General features: G+C 59.7%; 13 protein-coding genes (1 of these 13 cut by a window edge). 8 read left to right on the forward strand and 5 right to left on the reverse strand.

Annotated elements, in window-relative coordinates:
* The 3 genes from B9A95_RS16380 to B9A95_RS16390 form a co-directional block, all read left to right on the forward strand.
* Positions 1–1,719: the 3' portion of an S-layer homology domain-containing protein gene (locus tag B9A95_RS16380; protein ID WP_084050775.1), read on the forward strand. It extends 933 nt beyond the left edge of the window; only the last 1,719 of its 2,652 coding nucleotides appear in the window; the start codon falls outside the window, past its left edge; it ends in the stop codon at positions 1,717–1,719.
* A 114-nt stretch (positions 1,720–1,833) separates the two neighbouring features.
* On the forward strand, positions 1,834–2,778 hold the full coding sequence (locus B9A95_RS16385; RefSeq protein ID WP_084048282.1) for a manganese-dependent inorganic pyrophosphatase: 945 nt from the start codon (positions 1,834–1,836) through the stop codon (positions 2,776–2,778).
* 3 nt (positions 2,779–2,781) lie between these two features.
* Complete coding sequence (locus B9A95_RS16390; protein WP_084048283.1) at positions 2,782–4,044, forward strand: bifunctional folylpolyglutamate synthase/dihydrofolate synthase; 1,263 nt, start codon at positions 2,782–2,784, stop codon at positions 4,042–4,044.
* A gap of 107 nt (positions 4,045–4,151) precedes the next feature.
* Here B9A95_RS16390 and B9A95_RS16395 read toward each other — a convergent pair whose 3' ends face one another.
* Positions 4,152–4,403: a hypothetical protein gene (locus tag B9A95_RS16395; RefSeq protein ID WP_084048284.1), complete on the reverse strand. Its 252-nt coding sequence runs from the start codon at positions 4,401–4,403 to the stop codon at positions 4,152–4,154.
* Between the two features lie 250 nt (positions 4,404–4,653).
* Between B9A95_RS16395 and B9A95_RS16400 the strand changes: the two genes are divergently transcribed.
* A complete protein-coding gene (locus B9A95_RS16400) occupies positions 4,654–5,043 on the forward strand; it encodes a helix-turn-helix domain-containing protein (RefSeq protein WP_084048285.1) in 390 nt (129 codons plus the stop codon).
* 232 nt (positions 5,044–5,275) lie between these two features.
* Here the strand turns inward: B9A95_RS16400 and B9A95_RS16405 are convergent, their stop codons facing one another.
* The 4 genes from B9A95_RS16405 to B9A95_RS16420 form a co-directional block, all read right to left on the reverse strand.
* Positions 5,276–6,910: a polymer-forming cytoskeletal protein gene (locus B9A95_RS16405; RefSeq protein WP_084048286.1), complete on the reverse strand. Its 1,635-nt coding sequence runs from the start codon at positions 6,908–6,910 to the stop codon at positions 5,276–5,278.
* Positions 6,911–7,039: 129 nt separating this feature from the next.
* Positions 7,040–7,564, reverse strand: a complete 525-nt coding sequence (moaC, locus tag B9A95_RS16410) for a cyclic pyranopterin monophosphate synthase MoaC (RefSeq protein ID WP_084048287.1) — start codon at positions 7,562–7,564, stop codon at positions 7,040–7,042.
* A 6-nt stretch (positions 7,565–7,570) separates the two neighbouring features.
* Entirely contained in the window at positions 7,571–8,173 is a 603-nt protein-coding gene (locus B9A95_RS16415) for a YceD family protein (protein WP_084048288.1), read from the reverse strand.
* Between the two features lie 70 nt (positions 8,174–8,243).
* Positions 8,244–9,302, reverse strand: a complete 1,059-nt coding sequence (locus B9A95_RS16420; protein WP_084048289.1) for a glucose-1-phosphate thymidylyltransferase — start codon at positions 9,300–9,302, stop codon at positions 8,244–8,246.
* 329 nt (positions 9,303–9,631) lie between these two features.
* On the opposite strand from B9A95_RS16420, the gene B9A95_RS16425 reads away from it, so the two are divergent.
* Genes B9A95_RS16425 through B9A95_RS16440 form a run of 4 tightly spaced genes read left to right on the forward strand, consistent with a single transcriptional unit; the run spans position 9,632 to position 15,078 of the window.
* Positions 9,632–10,717 carry a mannose-1-phosphate guanylyltransferase gene (locus B9A95_RS16425; protein ID WP_084048290.1) on the forward strand — a complete coding sequence of 362 codons (1,086 nt, stop codon included), beginning with the start codon at positions 9,632–9,634 and terminating at the stop codon, positions 10,715–10,717.
* On the forward strand, positions 10,714–12,384 hold the full coding sequence (locus B9A95_RS16430; RefSeq protein ID WP_342744594.1) for a tyrosine-protein kinase domain-containing protein: 1,671 nt from the start codon (positions 10,714–10,716) through the stop codon (positions 12,382–12,384). The genes B9A95_RS16425 and B9A95_RS16430 overlap by 4 nt, the downstream gene beginning before the upstream one ends.
* Before the next feature lie 3 nt (positions 12,385–12,387).
* The gene (gene wbaP, locus B9A95_RS16435) at positions 12,388–13,836 is read left to right on the forward strand and encodes an undecaprenyl-phosphate galactose phosphotransferase WbaP (protein WP_084048292.1); all 1,449 of its coding nucleotides are present in this window, start codon (positions 12,388–12,390) and stop codon (positions 13,834–13,836) included.
* The gene (locus tag B9A95_RS16440) at positions 13,837–15,078 is read left to right on the forward strand and encodes an oligosaccharide flippase family protein (RefSeq protein ID WP_084048293.1); all 1,242 of its coding nucleotides are present in this window, start codon (positions 13,837–13,839) and stop codon (positions 15,076–15,078) included.
* Positions 15,079–15,088: the final 10 nt, after the last annotated feature.

Below are 15,088 nucleotides of genomic sequence, written 5' to 3' on the forward strand. Positions count from 1 at the left end.
ACGGACGGCGACATCAACGACAACCGGGGTGCGGGCAGCTTCACCTTCGGTGTGCGCGCGACGAACCTGACCACCACCACCGGTTCCCTCGTGGTCCGGAATGCGGGCGTGGACTTCGGAACCACGACGGTGAACAATACGACCCCTGCGCTTCGCACCGTCATCACGCTGCGCCGGGCGACGGCCAGCGGCACCATCGGCGGGCAGGAATTCGACGTGAGCTACGCCGCTTACGGCGCTCCGGCCGGCAGGGACTTCAAGTTCAGCGACTACCTCTTTAACAACACGGATGCCCTTGCTGGCAACGTCTTCGTCGGCAACCTGAACGCCACCACGCTGCCCCTGCAGCCCCGCATCACGGTCGTCGCTGGCAACACCACGTCCGCGGCCGTGGCCGGTGCGGCGACGACGGGCACTGGCACGCCCTTCGCCGGTGTGCGCGCCGCCGTGAAGCCCAACGCGGACAGCACCTTCGCGGTGTCCTACGCCACGGGCGTGGGCAACCGTTCCGCTCTGGGAACCGACTACAACCTCAAGTTTGGCGCCGTGAGCGTCAAGGGTGAGGGCGTCCTCAGCGTGCCCAACAGCGGTGCCAACAACGTCCTGGCCGGTGGACTGCAGCGCGCCATCACCAACGGTAACCGTGCGTTCTACACGGAAGTTCGTGCAGACCTCGGCGTTGCCAAGTTTGGCGTGAACTTCCGTGCGGTTGATCCTGCTTTCGCTCTCTCGACGGGCAACTACGCGGGCCTGTCGGTCACCGACTCGATGCCCTACAAGCCGAACCAGGTGGGCTTTGGCGGCGCGCTGGGCACCAACCTCGGCCCGATCGCACTGGGCGCCTATGCCGACAGCTACGTTCCCTACACCGGTGGCACGCGCACCACGGCCTTCGGCGTGAAGGCGGGCGTCAAGCTCGCGGCGCTGGAACTGGTGGGCTTCTATAACCGCGGCACGGTGGGCAATGCGGTGCAGGAGTCTGTGAACAACGGCGACCTTGCCCCCGTGGGCATGGGCATCTCCGACGTGCCGCTGACCAACACCAGCACCTTCGGTGCGCGCCTGCGTCACGACGGCAGTGCCGACAACGCGCTGGTGAAGAACCTGAACTTCACCATTCAGGACGGCTACTACTACAGCAGCCGCACCAACGACTTCCAGGCGTACGCCGACTACTCCACCACGGTGGGCGGCCTGACCCTGCAGCCCCTCGTCCGCTACCACATGAAGAGCAATGCCTCCACCGACGTGTCGGGCGAAGGCACCACCTTCAAGGCTGGCGTGAAGCTCAGCACCGCGCCCTTCGCGGGCGTGCCCTTCCAGCCCAGCTTCTACGGCAACGTGGTCTACCGCACGACCAACCCCGTCGCTACGACGGCCACCACGACCGAGCTCCTGGCGCAGACCGGCCTGGCGTTCAACGAGTTCCTGGCCGCCAACACCTCCGCCCGGATCGGTTACTCGTACTACGAGGGCCGCAACCTGGCCAACGCCGCTCTGGTGGGTGACACGAACGACGTGAGCCCCTTCAGCGCTGCTGACGACCGCGTGTACAACGCAGCCACCGGCACCAACTCTGCCCGCGTGCAGGGCGTCTACGGTCAGCTCGGGTACAACGGCCTGAACGCCAACTACGGCGTCTTCCGCTACACCAACATCGCCACGGGTGCCCAGACGGTTGCCCAGGGCTTCAAGGTCAGCTACACCTTCAAGTTCTAAACCCTCTCTCGCTCAAAGGGACCCTTCGGGGTCCTTTTTTTTCGTTTGGTCACCGGCCTTCTCGTGTCTGTCCTTCTGGGCCCGCGGCTTTGCCCTCCACGTTAGAATTCCGGAATGCTTCCTGTCTTTGGCCACACCAACCCCGACACCGACGCCATCACCTCCGCGCTGGTCTATGCGCGGCTGCTTACCCGGCAGGGTGTGGAGGCGCAGGCGTACCGGCTGGGTGATCTGAACTTTGAGACGCCCTTCGTTCTGCGAGAAGCGGGGGTTGAGGTGCCTCCCCTGTTGCCCCCTCTGGAAGCGGGAGCAGCGGTGGCCCTGGTCGACCACAACGAGAGCTCTCAGTCGGTGGCCAATTTGCAGAACCTGACTGTGACCCGGGTGGTGGACCACCACAAGCTGGGGGACCTGACCACCACGCAGCCGGCTTACCTGCGCTTCGAGCCGGTGGGCTGCACAGCGACGCTGCTGCTCAAGTTGCACCACGAGGCGAAGTTGCCGGTGGAACGCACGGACGCGCGGCTGATGCTCAGCGCGATTCTGAGCGACACGCTGCATTTCCGCAGTCCCACCACCACCCCCGAGGACCGGGAAGCGGTGGCTTTTCTCGCGCCTATCGCTGAGGTCAACGATGTGGAACGTTATGCCCTCGCCATGTTCGCTGCCAAGAGTGACCTCGGCGACACCCCGGCTGAGACCCTGCTGAAGATGGATTACAAGGCGTTTCCCTTCGGGGACTCAGCCGACCCGGAGTACTGGGGCATCGGCGTGATCGAGACGACCAACCCCGCCTATGTGCTGGGGCGCCAGGAGGAGCTGCGCGAGGCCATGGCGCAGACCCGGGCGCGTGAGAACCTCAGCGGCATCCTGCTTTCCGTCGTGGACATCCTGAACGAGACGAACGTCACGTTGCTGGCTTCCGAGGCGGAGGAGAAGGTGGTGGGGGAGGCCTTTGGCGTGCTTGCGCAGCAGGGCCGGGCGGATCTGGGCCACCGAATCAGCCGCAAGAAGCAGATTGTGCCCACCCTGGAAGCGTATTTCGAGCCACGGGCATGATCCATGGATGACGGCGCGGTAACGGGAGATCTGGCGTGGCTGTTCGCGCGGCAGCGGTTTGGCGTTCATCCCGGCCTCACGCGCGTTCGGTCCCTGCTCGGCCGTCTGGGGGAGCCGCAGAACGCCTTCGAATCCATTCTGGTGGGGGGAACCAACGGCAAGGGCAGTACCGCGGCCAGCCTCGCGGCCATGCTGACGGCGTCCGGGGAGCAGAGCGGTCTGTTTACCAGCCCCCACCTGACCCGCTTCTCGGAACGCTTCACCGTCGGCGGGCGAGAACTGCCGCAGCAGACCGTTCTGGCCGCGCTGCGCCGGGTGCGCCCGGCAGCCGAGGCGGTGGAAGCGTCTTTCTTCGAGATCGTGACGGCCCTGGGCTGCCTGCTGTTTGCTGAGGCGGGGGTGCGGCGCGCTGTCATGGAGGTGGGACTGGGAGGCCGGCTCGACGCCACCAACGCCCTGGAACCGGCGCTGAGCGTGATCACCAACGTGGATCTGGACCACACGGACATCCTGGGCGCAACGCCCGAGGCCATCGCCCGTGAAAAGGCCGGCATTCTCCGGCATGGGCGGCCGGCCGTCACGGCGGTGGACCACCGCCTGTTGCCCCTCCTGGAAGTTCACGGCGCCGACCTGTGGGTGACAGGGCGAGAGATCGAGGTGCGCGCGCTTCCGCTGGCCTGGGAAGGCTGGGCCCTGGGTGTCAGGGTCCCTGGCCTGGAACTGGAGGTGCGAACTCCTCTGCTCGGACGCCACGGTGCGGCGAACGCAGGACTGGCGGTGGCTGCGGCTGTGCGGCTGGGTTTGACCAGGGAAGCGGTCCGCGCGGGCGCGCAGGCCACGCACTGGCCGGGCCGCCTGGAGCGTCTGCCGTGGCGTGGCGGTCACCTGCTGCTCGACGGAGCGCACAACCCCAGCGGGGCAGAGGCGCTTGCGACCACACTGCGGGAGCTGGGCGCGGGTCGGGTGCCCCTGATAGTGGGCGTGGCCGCAGACAAGGACGCCGCCGCGGTGGCGGCCCACCTGTCGCCGGTGGCCTCGGAGGTGATCCTGACCCGGGCGCGTCTCAGTCCACGCGCCGCTGATCCTGGGCACCTCGCGCCCCACTTTGCGGACGTTCCTGTTCGCGTCGTCCCCGATCCCGCTGCAGCTCTGGCATTGCTGCCGGCTGGAGGACTGGCGGTGGCCTGCGGCAGCCTTTACCTGATCGGGGAGCTGCGGCCCTTGGTTCTGGGCGGGGAGAGTGAGGCGTATGAGCGGTGGCAGTGATGGCCGCAGCTCCCCAGTGTGGACTGGCCGCCTGAACAATCGAAGAGAACCCAGAGAGGGAGCGGAAGGAGGTCACAGGCCTTCTGCTCCCTCTCGTTTGTTCTGAACTAGACGGCCTGTCTGCGCTCGGCCTGCGTCACCAGGTAGGCGCGGGTGGCACCGAGCCACGCCTGGGCCAGGTGACTGTGGGGATGCTGCCGGTCGCGCAAGGCGCCCACACTGACGCTCAGGTGGCGCTCAATCTGACGCACTGCGCCCAGACCGCCCTCGTTTTCGGCCTCAATGAGGGTATTCAGGACGGTGGTCGGATGAACGGAACCGAGACGCAGGCTCTCGGCAATGGTTTCCAGTGCGCGCATGGGGCCCTCCTGGGGCGGGAAAGAATCAGGAAGCGTGAGCCAGGCTGATAGGGAGATGGTAGCAGGCTCTCTTGTGAGAGGCAAGAAGCGGCGTCCTTTATTCTGTATTGACCGTATCCAAAAGGGGTGTTACACTCCGACTGGGAGTGCCGTATTCTGCCAGTAGGCAAATGCACTCTCAGGCGGCACGCCTGCTCTCCACTGCGCGGAAGAGGCAGGTGCAGTGACGCCGCAGCCAAGGAGGTGAAACATGAAACTGCACGAACGACTTCGTGAACTCCGCAGTGAACGTGGGCTGCGGCTCAAGGATGTGGCGGAGAGCGCGAGCATCAGCGTCCCCTACCTCAGCGATCTGGAGCGCGGCCGGACCAACCCCAGCCTGGAAACCCTCCAGACGCTGGCTTCGGCCTACGCCATCACGGTCCATGACCTGCTGCAAGGGGTGGAGTTCTACGGCGACTCCACCGAGGGAGCGCTGCCCAAGGGGCTGGCCGATCTGGTGGCCGACGCCACGCTCGGCCCGCAAATCACGCCAGACTGGGTCAGGACCCTCTCCCGCATCGAACTGCGTGGGAAGCGGCCCCGTGATAAGCAGGACTGGTACGAGATTTACCTGCATCTCAAGCGCATCCTGGGATAAGGAAGACGCTTTCTCAACTACGCCGGACCGGAAACACACTGTTTTCGGTCCGGCGTGCTGTTCACTGCTTCTGGAACCTGGCGAAGGCGGCGTGGGGACCGGATCGCAGGCGCCCCGCGCATTTGTCTGGACGGCGCTGCGCGTGGAAGGGCAGTCCTTGCGGCGCCATTCTCCCCCATGTGCATTCAAGTTCGCTCGCCGGGCCCGGTCAAAAAGAAGTCTGCACTTTGTGCTAATGGGACGCGGAGCGTTCCCCCCCAGTCTGTGTCAGAAGCAGGGTGCCCAGCCCCCACGCTCCACCGGTGAGCGCCAGGCCCAGCGCCAGCGGGGGCCAGCCCAGGCTGAGGGCGACGGCAAGCATTCCCAGGACTGCTCCCGTCCGCTCGGGCTGTGGAAACCGAAGCCGGTGGCTGACCGTGCGGCCCAGGTCGTAGGCGCTCACGCTCAGGCCGGTGGCGACGAGCAGCAGGGCAAAGGCCGCCGCCAGCAGTGCCGGGGCGAGCAGGCCGGTCAGGGCCAGCCCGAGGGCCGGGGCCAGCAGGGTGGCGAGCGCCAAGACGCCCAGCGCCAGCGTCCGGACCGGGGCATGCCGTTGCCGCCGCGCCAGCAGGGGGGCGGCCCCGACGAGAAACAGCAGCAGCAGCATCGTGCCGGTCAACATTCCGAAGACGGGGCCCCAGGCGGCTCCGCCCAGCCAGCCCAGCAGGGGGCGAAAGGCCGAGGCTGTGGCGAGGTTGAGTCCCTTTGGCGGCGCGGTCTGCAGGGCAGCCACGTCCCCCGAGGCGTGCCCGAGCAGGGCGTTGACCCGGCCGCTCACCCGCGCCCCGTCTTCCCGGCGCACGTTCCCGAACAGGGTAACGACCTCGCCATGAACTGAGGCGTCGCGCGCCAGGGTCACGTCTCCGCCAACGGCGATCACGTTGCCGGGCACCTGTCCGTGCACCGTCACGTTGTGGCCCACCGTGACCCCGCTGCGGGCGAGGGCCGCGTAGAGGGGCGGCAACGTCAGGGCGGCCGAAAGGGCAAAAGCCGCGACGCCGAACTGCTGCACCCCCCGGGTGGGGCGCCAGGCGACCACGAGGCTCGCGGCCAACAGCAGCGCCAGCCCCACGCCGGCCAGCGGCGAGACCTGCGTGACCAGCGCCTGCAAGACGGTGGCGCCCGCCGACAGGTTCGGCCAGGCCTGCGTGAGCCCCAGCAGCGTCAGGCCGGTGAGCAGGCCCAAGACCAGAAGGAGGGGTGCGGGATTTCGGGCCGGGCTCTGGTTGGAACGCTGAATCAGCCCTGTCTGTGAACTGCGTTGTTCGGGCATGTGAGGTTCCGGGACCGAGGCTCCCAGTTGGCCTTCACGTTCCTGCCGGATGCGCTGCTGGAGCCCGGCAGCGACCGATCCTGCCGGCGTTCGGGCGGGAACTTGCAGGCGTGCCGCCCAGGCCACTTCGGACGCCACCTCAGCCGCGAGGGAACGCGGCAGGGGCGGAGCGCTGCTCAATTGTCGGGCCGTCCGGACCCCCAGCACCACCTCGGGAGCGACGGCCCGTGCGGGAGGTGGGACGCCCTCCCGCGTGAGCCGGGCGCTGAGGGCGACCTCTGCGGCGACGGCCGCCGCCACCGACCGGGGAAGAGGGACGGTCAGGCAGGCGCTCCAGCGGACATCGGAGGCCACCTGGGCCGCCTGCCGGTGAGGCGGCGGCAGGGACGGGAGGGCCGTCAGGGCGAGCTGGACCCGCTCCAAGCGTGTGCGGGCCTCCAGAACTTCGGGAGACGCCATAAGGGCGCCAAGCTGTGCCCGCTCGGCGGCGCTCAGGTCCTCCTCCGCCTCACGGTGCAGCAAGTCCACCCAGGGTTCATCCCACGTCACGCCCATACGGTTCCTTCTACGTTGAAAGGACTGGCAAAGTTCCCTCCCACCCGGAGATCAAGCCGCGGAAGCTGATCCGGGTCCGGAAGAGGCCTGGGCGCTCCCGCGCGGGAAAGGTAAAGGGCGCAAGTCCTCTCAGGCGCCTGTGCCCTCAGGCATCCCAGTGGAGTCAGGAGCGACGGCGTAGTCACCACTCTTGCCGCCCGTTTTGCTCAGGAGACGCACCCCCGTGATCTCGATGGCTTTGCTGGCCGCTTTCAGCATGTCGTACACGTTCAGGGCCGCGACCATCACGGCGGTCAGGGCTTCCATCTCGACGCCCGTGGGCGCGTTCGTATGTACGGTGGCGCGAACGCGAATCCCCGCTTCCTCCAGCGTGATCTCCATCTCTGCCCCGGTCACGGGAATGGGATGGCACAGCAATACGAGATCGGCGGTCCGTTTGCTGCCCGCCAGTCCGGCAAGTCGGGCGACGTCCAGCGGATCCCCCTTGGGATTGCCGCCCGCGAGCAGCGCAGTCCTCGCCTCTGCTGGGAGCCGGATCCAGGCCTGTGCAGTGGCCGAACGCCGCGTGGCCCGCTTGTCGGTCACGTCCACCATACGTGGCACTCCCTCCCGAAAGTGAGTCAGCTGGGGAGCGTCGTCGTGCAGTTCACTCACGTCGGTTCATTCTTCGGGCAGCTTGAAGTCGCGCAGGGCCGCAAAGGGGGTTTGTTTGGCATGAACAGTTCCCTCCGGGACCCCGAGCTCGTCGTCGATTTCCTCGACGGGAACCTGCGCCCCATGCTCGCAGGGACCCTCATTGAGGTCGTGCCCACAGACCTGACACAGGCCTTTGCAGTCGGGGGCGTGCAGCACGCTCAGCGGCGCGGCGAGCAGGGTGGTTTCCGCGAGATAGTCGCTGAGGTTCAGGTCCGGGTCACCGAAGACGAGCACTTCCTCGCCTGTCTCAGCCTCTTCGAGATAGGGAGATTCCACAGACGGGTCGTGCCGCATCAGGGTACCCAGCTTGATTTCCAGCGGCACTTCCACGTCCCGTAGGCAGCGGGCACATTCCATGATCAGGGCGGGCTCGAACAGTCCCTGCAGGTACATCTCTGCACCGCCCAGAGGATTGACATCCACGGAAAGGGGAGCGGGGCGGGCAAAGCGCAGGGTCTGCGCCCTTCCTCCCTGTTCGTAATCGAGGTGATCGAGTTCCCCCTCCGCAGAGGCGTCCGAGGACGTGCGGAGCAGCGAACCCAGGTGAAGGCGGGGCGTATCCATCATCCGTCCATGATAGGCGCTTCTCTCCCCCTTCACCGGGAAGAGAAGCACGGTCTGCCCAGGGGTACCGGGTTCAGGCGAGCTCGACCACACTGGCGTCAGACAGGGTGAGCTTATGGGTGCTGGGAACCCGCCGCCCCCCACGCACCTGAGCCGCCACGCCAATCAGACAGTCCTGCAGGCGGGTGTTGACAGACTCGATTTGCGCCTCGGCGTCCACCACACTGTGTTCCACCTCGGCCTGACGAATCAGGCTCCCAGGACCGATGCTGGTGAAGGGGCCAATATAGGCGTCCTCCACCACCACGCCCTCGCCGAGCAGCACCGGGCCGACGATCTTGCTGCGAATGACCCGCGCGGAAGCGGGCACGATGACCCGCCCCGTGATCCGCGACTCGGTGACCTCGCCCTGCACATCCGCGGTAATCTGTTCCAGCAACAGCCGGTTGGCGTCCAGCAGGTCTGCCGGACGTCCGGTGTCCTTCCACCAGCCCCCCACGCGTTGCCCCACCACCCGCTGTCCCCGTTCGATGAGGCCCTGAATGGCGTCGGTAATCTCATATTCGCCCCGTGCCGAGGGCGGCATGCCGTCGAGCACCTCGAAGATCTCGGCCGTGAAGCAGTAGAGCCCGGCAACGGCCAGGTTGCTGGGCGGGACCTTGGGCTTTTCGACCAGCCGCGTGATGCGGTCACCCTCCATCTGCGCCACCCCGAAGGCCGTTGGATCGGCAACCTCGACCAGGGCGATGACGGCCGCCGGGCACTCCCGTTGAAACTGTTGAATAAACGGCGACACGCCGTGCTCGAACAGGTTGTCTCCCAGGTACACGCAGAAGTCTTCTCCCGCAATCCACTCGCGTGCGGTGAGGACGGCGTGGCCCAGGCCGAGCTGCTCATGCTGATCGATCAGCGTCACCTGGGCGTCCGGCACTTGCTCGAGGGTCTGTGCAATTTCGGTTCGCGTGGCGTCCGACACCACGATGGCCACCTCATTGATGCCGGCTGCCAGGAGGGAGCGGAGGGCATGAACGATAATCGGGGCGCCAGCCACGGGCAGCACCGGTTTGGGCCGCGTGTAGGTGAGGGGACGCAGGCGGGTGCCGAGCCCGGCAGCAGGGATGACAGCTTTCATGACATGCATTCTAGGAAGATTCAGCGTCTCATGAAGCTCAGGGCTCCTTTACGGAAGTGGTCCGAAGGTCCCCGTCTTCTTTCGGCCAGGCGTGAGAAAACAGCTTTGTAGGCTTCGGCAGGACAAATGTCATGCGGAGCCTCTCCCCCCTATTCTTTAAGTTCCGTCAGAAGAACGTGAGATGAGCGGGTAGACTGACGAGCAGAGCAGTGGCGTTACCGCAGGTTGGAGTTCCCAATGATACAGAAAACAGGTGATGAATCGGTGGTGTTAAAGCTTCGTCGGGGCATTCGAGATTTTGGGACGGCGCTTTCTGCGGGGACGCAGAGATGACGTTGACGAATTTCTTCCCAGTTATTCTCGCAGGAGGAAGCGGGGAGCGGTTTTGGCCTCTCTCACGCAAGCATCGTCCCAAACAGTTTTTGACGCTCGACGAGACGGGGCGGAGTCTGCTGCAGGCGACCAGCGACCGCTTGACGCAGATCAGCGGAAGCCCGGAGCAGGTCATGGTGGTGACGGGTGGGGAATACCGGGCGCATGTTCTGGAGCAGTTGCCGGAGATGCCGCTGGACAATCTGATCGTCGAGCCTGTCGCGCGAGATACGGCGCCCGCCGTGCTTTATGCGGCCCTGCGTCTGGCTCAGGAAGTACCTGATGCGGTTATGGGTGTCTTTCCAGCTGACCACCGAATTACCTCGCCAAAAGAGTTTGACTCGGTGGTACGGCGTGCAGTTGAGGTTGGGCAGACCAGCGATTATCTGGTGACCCTCGGCGTTACCCCAACCTTCCCTTCTACAGGCTATGGGTATATTCGAAAAGGGCAGCTCTTGGTGGATGGCGCTCTGCCTGTTTTCCGCGCTGCCCAGTTTACTGAAAAACCTGATGCTGAACTGGCCAGAGAGTTTTTGATCGATGGCAATTACAGCTGGAATAGCGGAATGTTTGTCTGGACTGTTCAGTCCATTCTAAATGCCTTCAAGAAATACCAGCCACAAATGTATGACGCTCTTTCTCTTGCTATGACCAGGCGTCGGTCTACAGGCGAGGTTAAGGCTGTGTTCCCGACTTTGCAAAAGATCAGCATTGATTATGCGATACTTGAGAAATCGGATCAAGTTGTGGTTATACCAGCAGAATTTGGATGGGATGATCTAGGAGACTGGAATGCTCTGGAGCGATTGCTCAAGGGCGAAGGTCAAAACGTCTCCGTAGGGCGTCATATTGGCTTGGACACCGATGGCGCCATTCTTTATACCACTCAAGGTGATGATTTGATCGCCACCATAGGATTGGAGGATGTGGTGGTGGTTCGGACGCCTGAGATAACGTTGGTTGTTCGCAAAGATAGAACACAAGACATAAAAAAAGTTGTTCAGCAGCTTAAATCCCACCCCGAACTGGAGCGTTTTGCGTGAGTGCTTATCAAAAGTCTGGTGAAGTGCCCGTTGGATCTTCGCATCTTGAGAAGGAAATGGAAATAGACCTTGGATCGCTGTGGCAAGGTATTCGGCGGCGACTTGTCTGGGTATTGCTCACTGCTGGTGTTTTAGGAGTAGGCGTCTATTTTTGGTCTAAATTTCAGCCGCCTGCTTATGAGGCTTCCTCCAGCCTTGTTACCGCAGGTAACACCAACCTTAATAATCTTCGTGAAGCTCTCGTCACTGCGTCACTGCTACCTGAGGGCGCCTTGCAGGAGGCCCTGCAGGGCCCGATTGTACTTGGTGAAGTTCTAAAGAAGATTAGATTGGACGCTTCTATTCCTGGCAAGGCGAGGGAAGACATGGCACTCAAGCTCCAGAAGGAGCTGAGTGATAGGAAGCTCGAGACTATTAAATTGTCTCCTCGTCTTGATCTGAGCGGTAATGGCGTTTATACGGTTTCTGCAAGGGGGCCAACACCCCAGGCTGCTGCTCGACTGGTGGACACAACCGTCTCTGCTCTACTCAATTGGGATCAGAATAGGGCTTTGAGAGGTGTGCAACGCGCAGAGCGGAGTTTGCGTGCTCAACTCGCCGAAATCGATCGGCAGTTGGCAAGTGATCAGAACACCAGGCTAGAGCGGGACACGTTGATTGCCGCCCGCGCTACTGCTCAAAGGAATTTGGCTCAAGCCCGAATCCAGGCAGAAGGCATTACTGGCTCTCTTGAGCTGGTGGCTCCTGCCGTTGTGCCTCTCAGACCTGTAGCTCCAAAACCTTTAAGGAATGCAATTCTGGCAACAATGCTGACCTTGTTCCTTGGGGTTGGTGTGGCCGCTTTGCGAACAATTCTCGACAGGACTGTGCGAAGTGAAGACGACCTCCTGGCCTTTGGTCTTCCTACATTAGGGACAATCCCTCGTTTGCAACGTCGTGATATTGTTTTCAATGGCATTGTACGGGCCGCTCGTGAAGCAGGTCTATACGAGGCTGTTGGCTTTCTCAGAGTCAATTTGCTTTCGCGCTTGGGTAGTCGCTCAGGACAGTATGTCATGATTTCTTCCACAGTTCCTGGAGAGGGTAAAAGTAGTCTGACAGCTACCCTTGCCGATGGGTTGGCGACAAGCGGACAGAAGGTCCTGATTATTGACGCCGACTTACGTCGTGGTACACAGGAAGAAGTTTGGGATAAGTATGAGCGAGAGCATACCTGGGTGCAACTTGTCGGTGTTGAAGGAGCAAGAACGTTTCGGGAGGCCCTGATCCGTCCTGAGAACGTTCAAGTCATGCAAGCAGAGCCGAACGTGTATGTTTTACCTGCAGGCCCAGGTCTGCATGACAGTTTAGGATTGCTCAACCGTCCGGATCTGAACCAGATTTTGCGTCAGTGGGGCCAGGGCTTTGATGTTGTTTTGGTAGACAGTGCACCACTGCTTGCGCTGGCAGATGGACTTGTCCTGGGCAAATACATGGACGCAGTTCTCCTTGTAACGGAATCGGGTAAGACAAGTATTCAATCCGTGAGGCAGGCCTTACGTCGAGCCCAGGGTGCAAGGGTTCCTATTCTTGGTTTTATCATAAACAAAATCAACTTTTCCAATTCGGAAGCCCGTCTCTATGGCTATAATTATGCTTATTCTCCCCGTAATAAGGAAGTGCGCTGATTTATGGGCATGCGATTGTCATCAGAAAGAGTGGCAACGCGAGCGGGTCGTGCCCAGGTAGCCCTGAATTTTCAAATATCTTTTGCACTTCAGGTGCTGGCACTTCTGATTGGAGATCTCGCGTCTGTTCTGTTGGCATATGGGGTGTCTTCTTTAATTGTAAAAACGATTGGCGGACCATCTCTTCGTTTGGAAGCAGTTATAACGTGGATGGCTCTCTGGATCTCCTGGAGGGCTTATCAGGGACTGTATCCAGGATATGGGCGCTCTCCACAAACTGAGTTGCGACTTCATACTGTCGGTACTACCTTGATCGCTCTGACACAATTGGCGGCTTCTTTTGCTGCACATTCCTTTCCACTAAGTGCGCGAAGTGTAATTATTGAATGGTTGGCAGTGCTTTTTGTTGGTCTCTTTGTCAGATACTTTATTCGTAATATACTCATACGATCTGGGAATTATGGCCGACCTGTTAGTATTATAGGCGCAGGCTCGACCGCATCTCTTATAATCACACACTTAAAGAGGCACCCCGCCTATGGACTCAATCCTGTGGCCGCTTATGATGATAATGTCGTCTTGCACGGATCTATGTTGTGTGAGATCCCTGTTCTTGGGTCTATAGAGCTTGCCTTGACCCAACCGGCAACTCAACACGCCCTCATATCAATACCGAGTGCAAGATCTGAAGTGCAACAGCGCCTGATTAATAGCATCTATGCCGCTTTTCCTATAACCTGGGTTATCCCTGATCTATTTAATGTTCCTAATCAAGCTCTCCAGTTTCATAATATTGGGACCGTTGCAAGCCTAGAACTCAAGAACAATCTAAGAAGTATAAGATCGAGATTGGTTAAAAGGAGTCTTGACCTGATAGGCTCAACTCTCGGTCTTATTATCCTGTTGCCAATCTTGGTTTTGATCGCTCTTGCTATTAAGATAGACAGTCCTGGCCCAGTGGTGTACCGTGCTCGTCGTCTTGGTAGGTATGGAAAAACATTTGATTGTTTCAAGTTTCGCAGTATGCATCGTAATGCAGAAGAGAAGCTTCAGAGGATGCTGGACAATGACCCTTCACTAAAAGAGGAATTTGACTCTACACATAAGCTGAAAAATGATCCTCGTGTGACACGTGTCGGGCGTTTTTTGCGTAAAACCAGTTTGGATGAACTTCCCCAGCTTATCAATGTCATCATTGGTAATATGAGCCTTGTTGGTCCCCGCCCTATCGTTGAAGCCGAAGTTTCTAGATATAAGAGTGTTTATGAAGTGTATAAGCAGGTTCAGCCGGGTATGACGGGATATTGGCAAGCCAATGGCAGAAGTGATACAACGTATGACGAACGAGTTGATATGGATAAATTTTACATTACGAACTGGACAGTCTGGCTTGATCTAATTATATTGCTTCAAACGGTAAGAGTGGTGCTTATGGGTCGGGGAGCGTATTAGATGGGTGCAAAGCTTGGAAAATACTTTGTTCTTTATGGTGCCCATGGACTAAAGCTGTTCTCATTTATTATTCTGATACCACTTTTTACTAAAATTTTCCCCAAGTCGTTGTGGGGGCAGGTGCTTATAGTCCAAGCCCTGGCATTGTGGTTGCAGATGGTTATCGAGTACGGATTTAACCTCTCTGCCACAAGAGGGATGGCCAGGGTAAGGAATGATACCGATGCGCTCTCGGCGCTGGCCTCGGGAGTCATCGGTGCAAAAATCATTCTTGCTGTCATAGTTATAGTAATTGCGTTCTTTGTCGCATCCTTTGTTCCAGCTTTTCATGGTTTGGGCAATTTGGTCTTCTGGTCAACTCTGTTCGCTGTTGTGCAAGGCTTCAATCCCATCTGGTACTTCATGGCCACTGATCAGTTTGGGAAATATGCTTTAATAGACTTTGCTTCACGGGCAAGCTATCTTCTGCTTTGCTTTTTTCTGATAAAATCACAAGGAGATGCCTACAAAATTTTTGGTGTGGGTATCTTGACTGGGATTTTTACCTGCTTTCTGGGCTACGAAAGAATGTACAGGCAGATGAAATTTAAGGCCCCGTCACGAATAGAGTCGATCGCGGCGCTGAGAGATGGTGCCAGCCTCTTCTTTTTTATGGCGGCCACCAGTATTTATACAACTCTTAATCTTCCAATACTAGGATCATCTCAACCAAGTGCCGTCGTTGCTGCATATGGTACTTCGGACAGGATTGTTCGGGCAACCAGTGGGTTGCTTGAGCCACTGAATCGTATTGTTTATGCTCGACTTTCCTATCTATACAAGAATAAGTTTGAGGATGCAATTAAGTTTTTGAGGACTGCCGCTTTAATTGTGATTCTTGGTGGACTTATACTATTTATTTCATTTGAGATACTTTCACCTCTATTAATAAAAATTGTTGCTCCAAGCTACCCGGAGGCAGTGAAGTATATCAGGGGTCTCCTTATTGTTGTTCCCATTGTAGCAATAAATAATGTTCTTGGGTTTCACGTAATGCTTCCACTTGGTTTGGATAAAGCATTTAATACAATATTTATATCGGTCAGTGTTATAAGCGCACTGGCCATGCTCGTCTTGACCCCTAGGTTTGGCACCTATGGAATGACGCTGGTAACAATATCAACAGAGGTTCTTGCTTGTCTAGCGATGTTGTATTTCATTCGTTCGAGCGGTGTGCTTTTGAGGAAGACGGTTGCGCGATGAATTAATAGGT

This window comes from Deinococcus hopiensis KR-140 (genome assembly GCF_900176165.1).
Classification (GTDB): Bacteria; Deinococcota; Deinococci; order Deinococcales; family Deinococcaceae; genus Deinococcus; species Deinococcus hopiensis.

Bases quoted from the DNA above. Each gene is read 5' to 3' on its own strand.
- B9A95_RS16400 (WP_084048285.1), top strand. From the start codon at position 4,654: ATGAAACTGCACGAACGACTTCGTGAACTCCGCAGTGAACGTGGGCTG.
- B9A95_RS16415 (WP_084048288.1), bottom strand. From the start codon at position 8,173: ATGATGGATACGCCCCGCCTTCACCTGGGTTCGCTGCTCCGCACGTCC.
- B9A95_RS16420 (WP_084048289.1), bottom strand. From the start codon at position 9,302: ATGAAAGCTGTCATCCCTGCTGCCGGGCTCGGCACCCGCCTGCGTCCC.
- B9A95_RS16425 (WP_084048290.1), top strand. From the start codon at position 9,632: ATGACGTTGACGAATTTCTTCCCAGTTATTCTCGCAGGAGGAAGCGGG.
- B9A95_RS16395 (WP_084048284.1), bottom strand. From the start codon at position 4,403: ATGCGCGCACTGGAAACCATTGCCGAGAGCCTGCGTCTCGGTTCCGTT.
- B9A95_RS16440 (WP_084048293.1), top strand. From the start codon at position 13,837: ATGGGTGCAAAGCTTGGAAAATACTTTGTTCTTTATGGTGCCCATGGA.
- B9A95_RS16405 (WP_084048286.1), bottom strand. From the start codon at position 6,910: ATGGGCGTGACGTGGGATGAACCCTGGGTGGACTTGCTGCACCGTGAG.
- B9A95_RS16385 (WP_084048282.1), top strand. From the start codon at position 1,834: ATGCTTCCTGTCTTTGGCCACACCAACCCCGACACCGACGCCATCACC.
- B9A95_RS16390 (WP_084048283.1), top strand. From the start codon at position 2,782: ATGGATGACGGCGCGGTAACGGGAGATCTGGCGTGGCTGTTCGCGCGG.
- wbaP (WP_084048292.1), top strand. From the start codon at position 12,388: ATGGGCATGCGATTGTCATCAGAAAGAGTGGCAACGCGAGCGGGTCGT.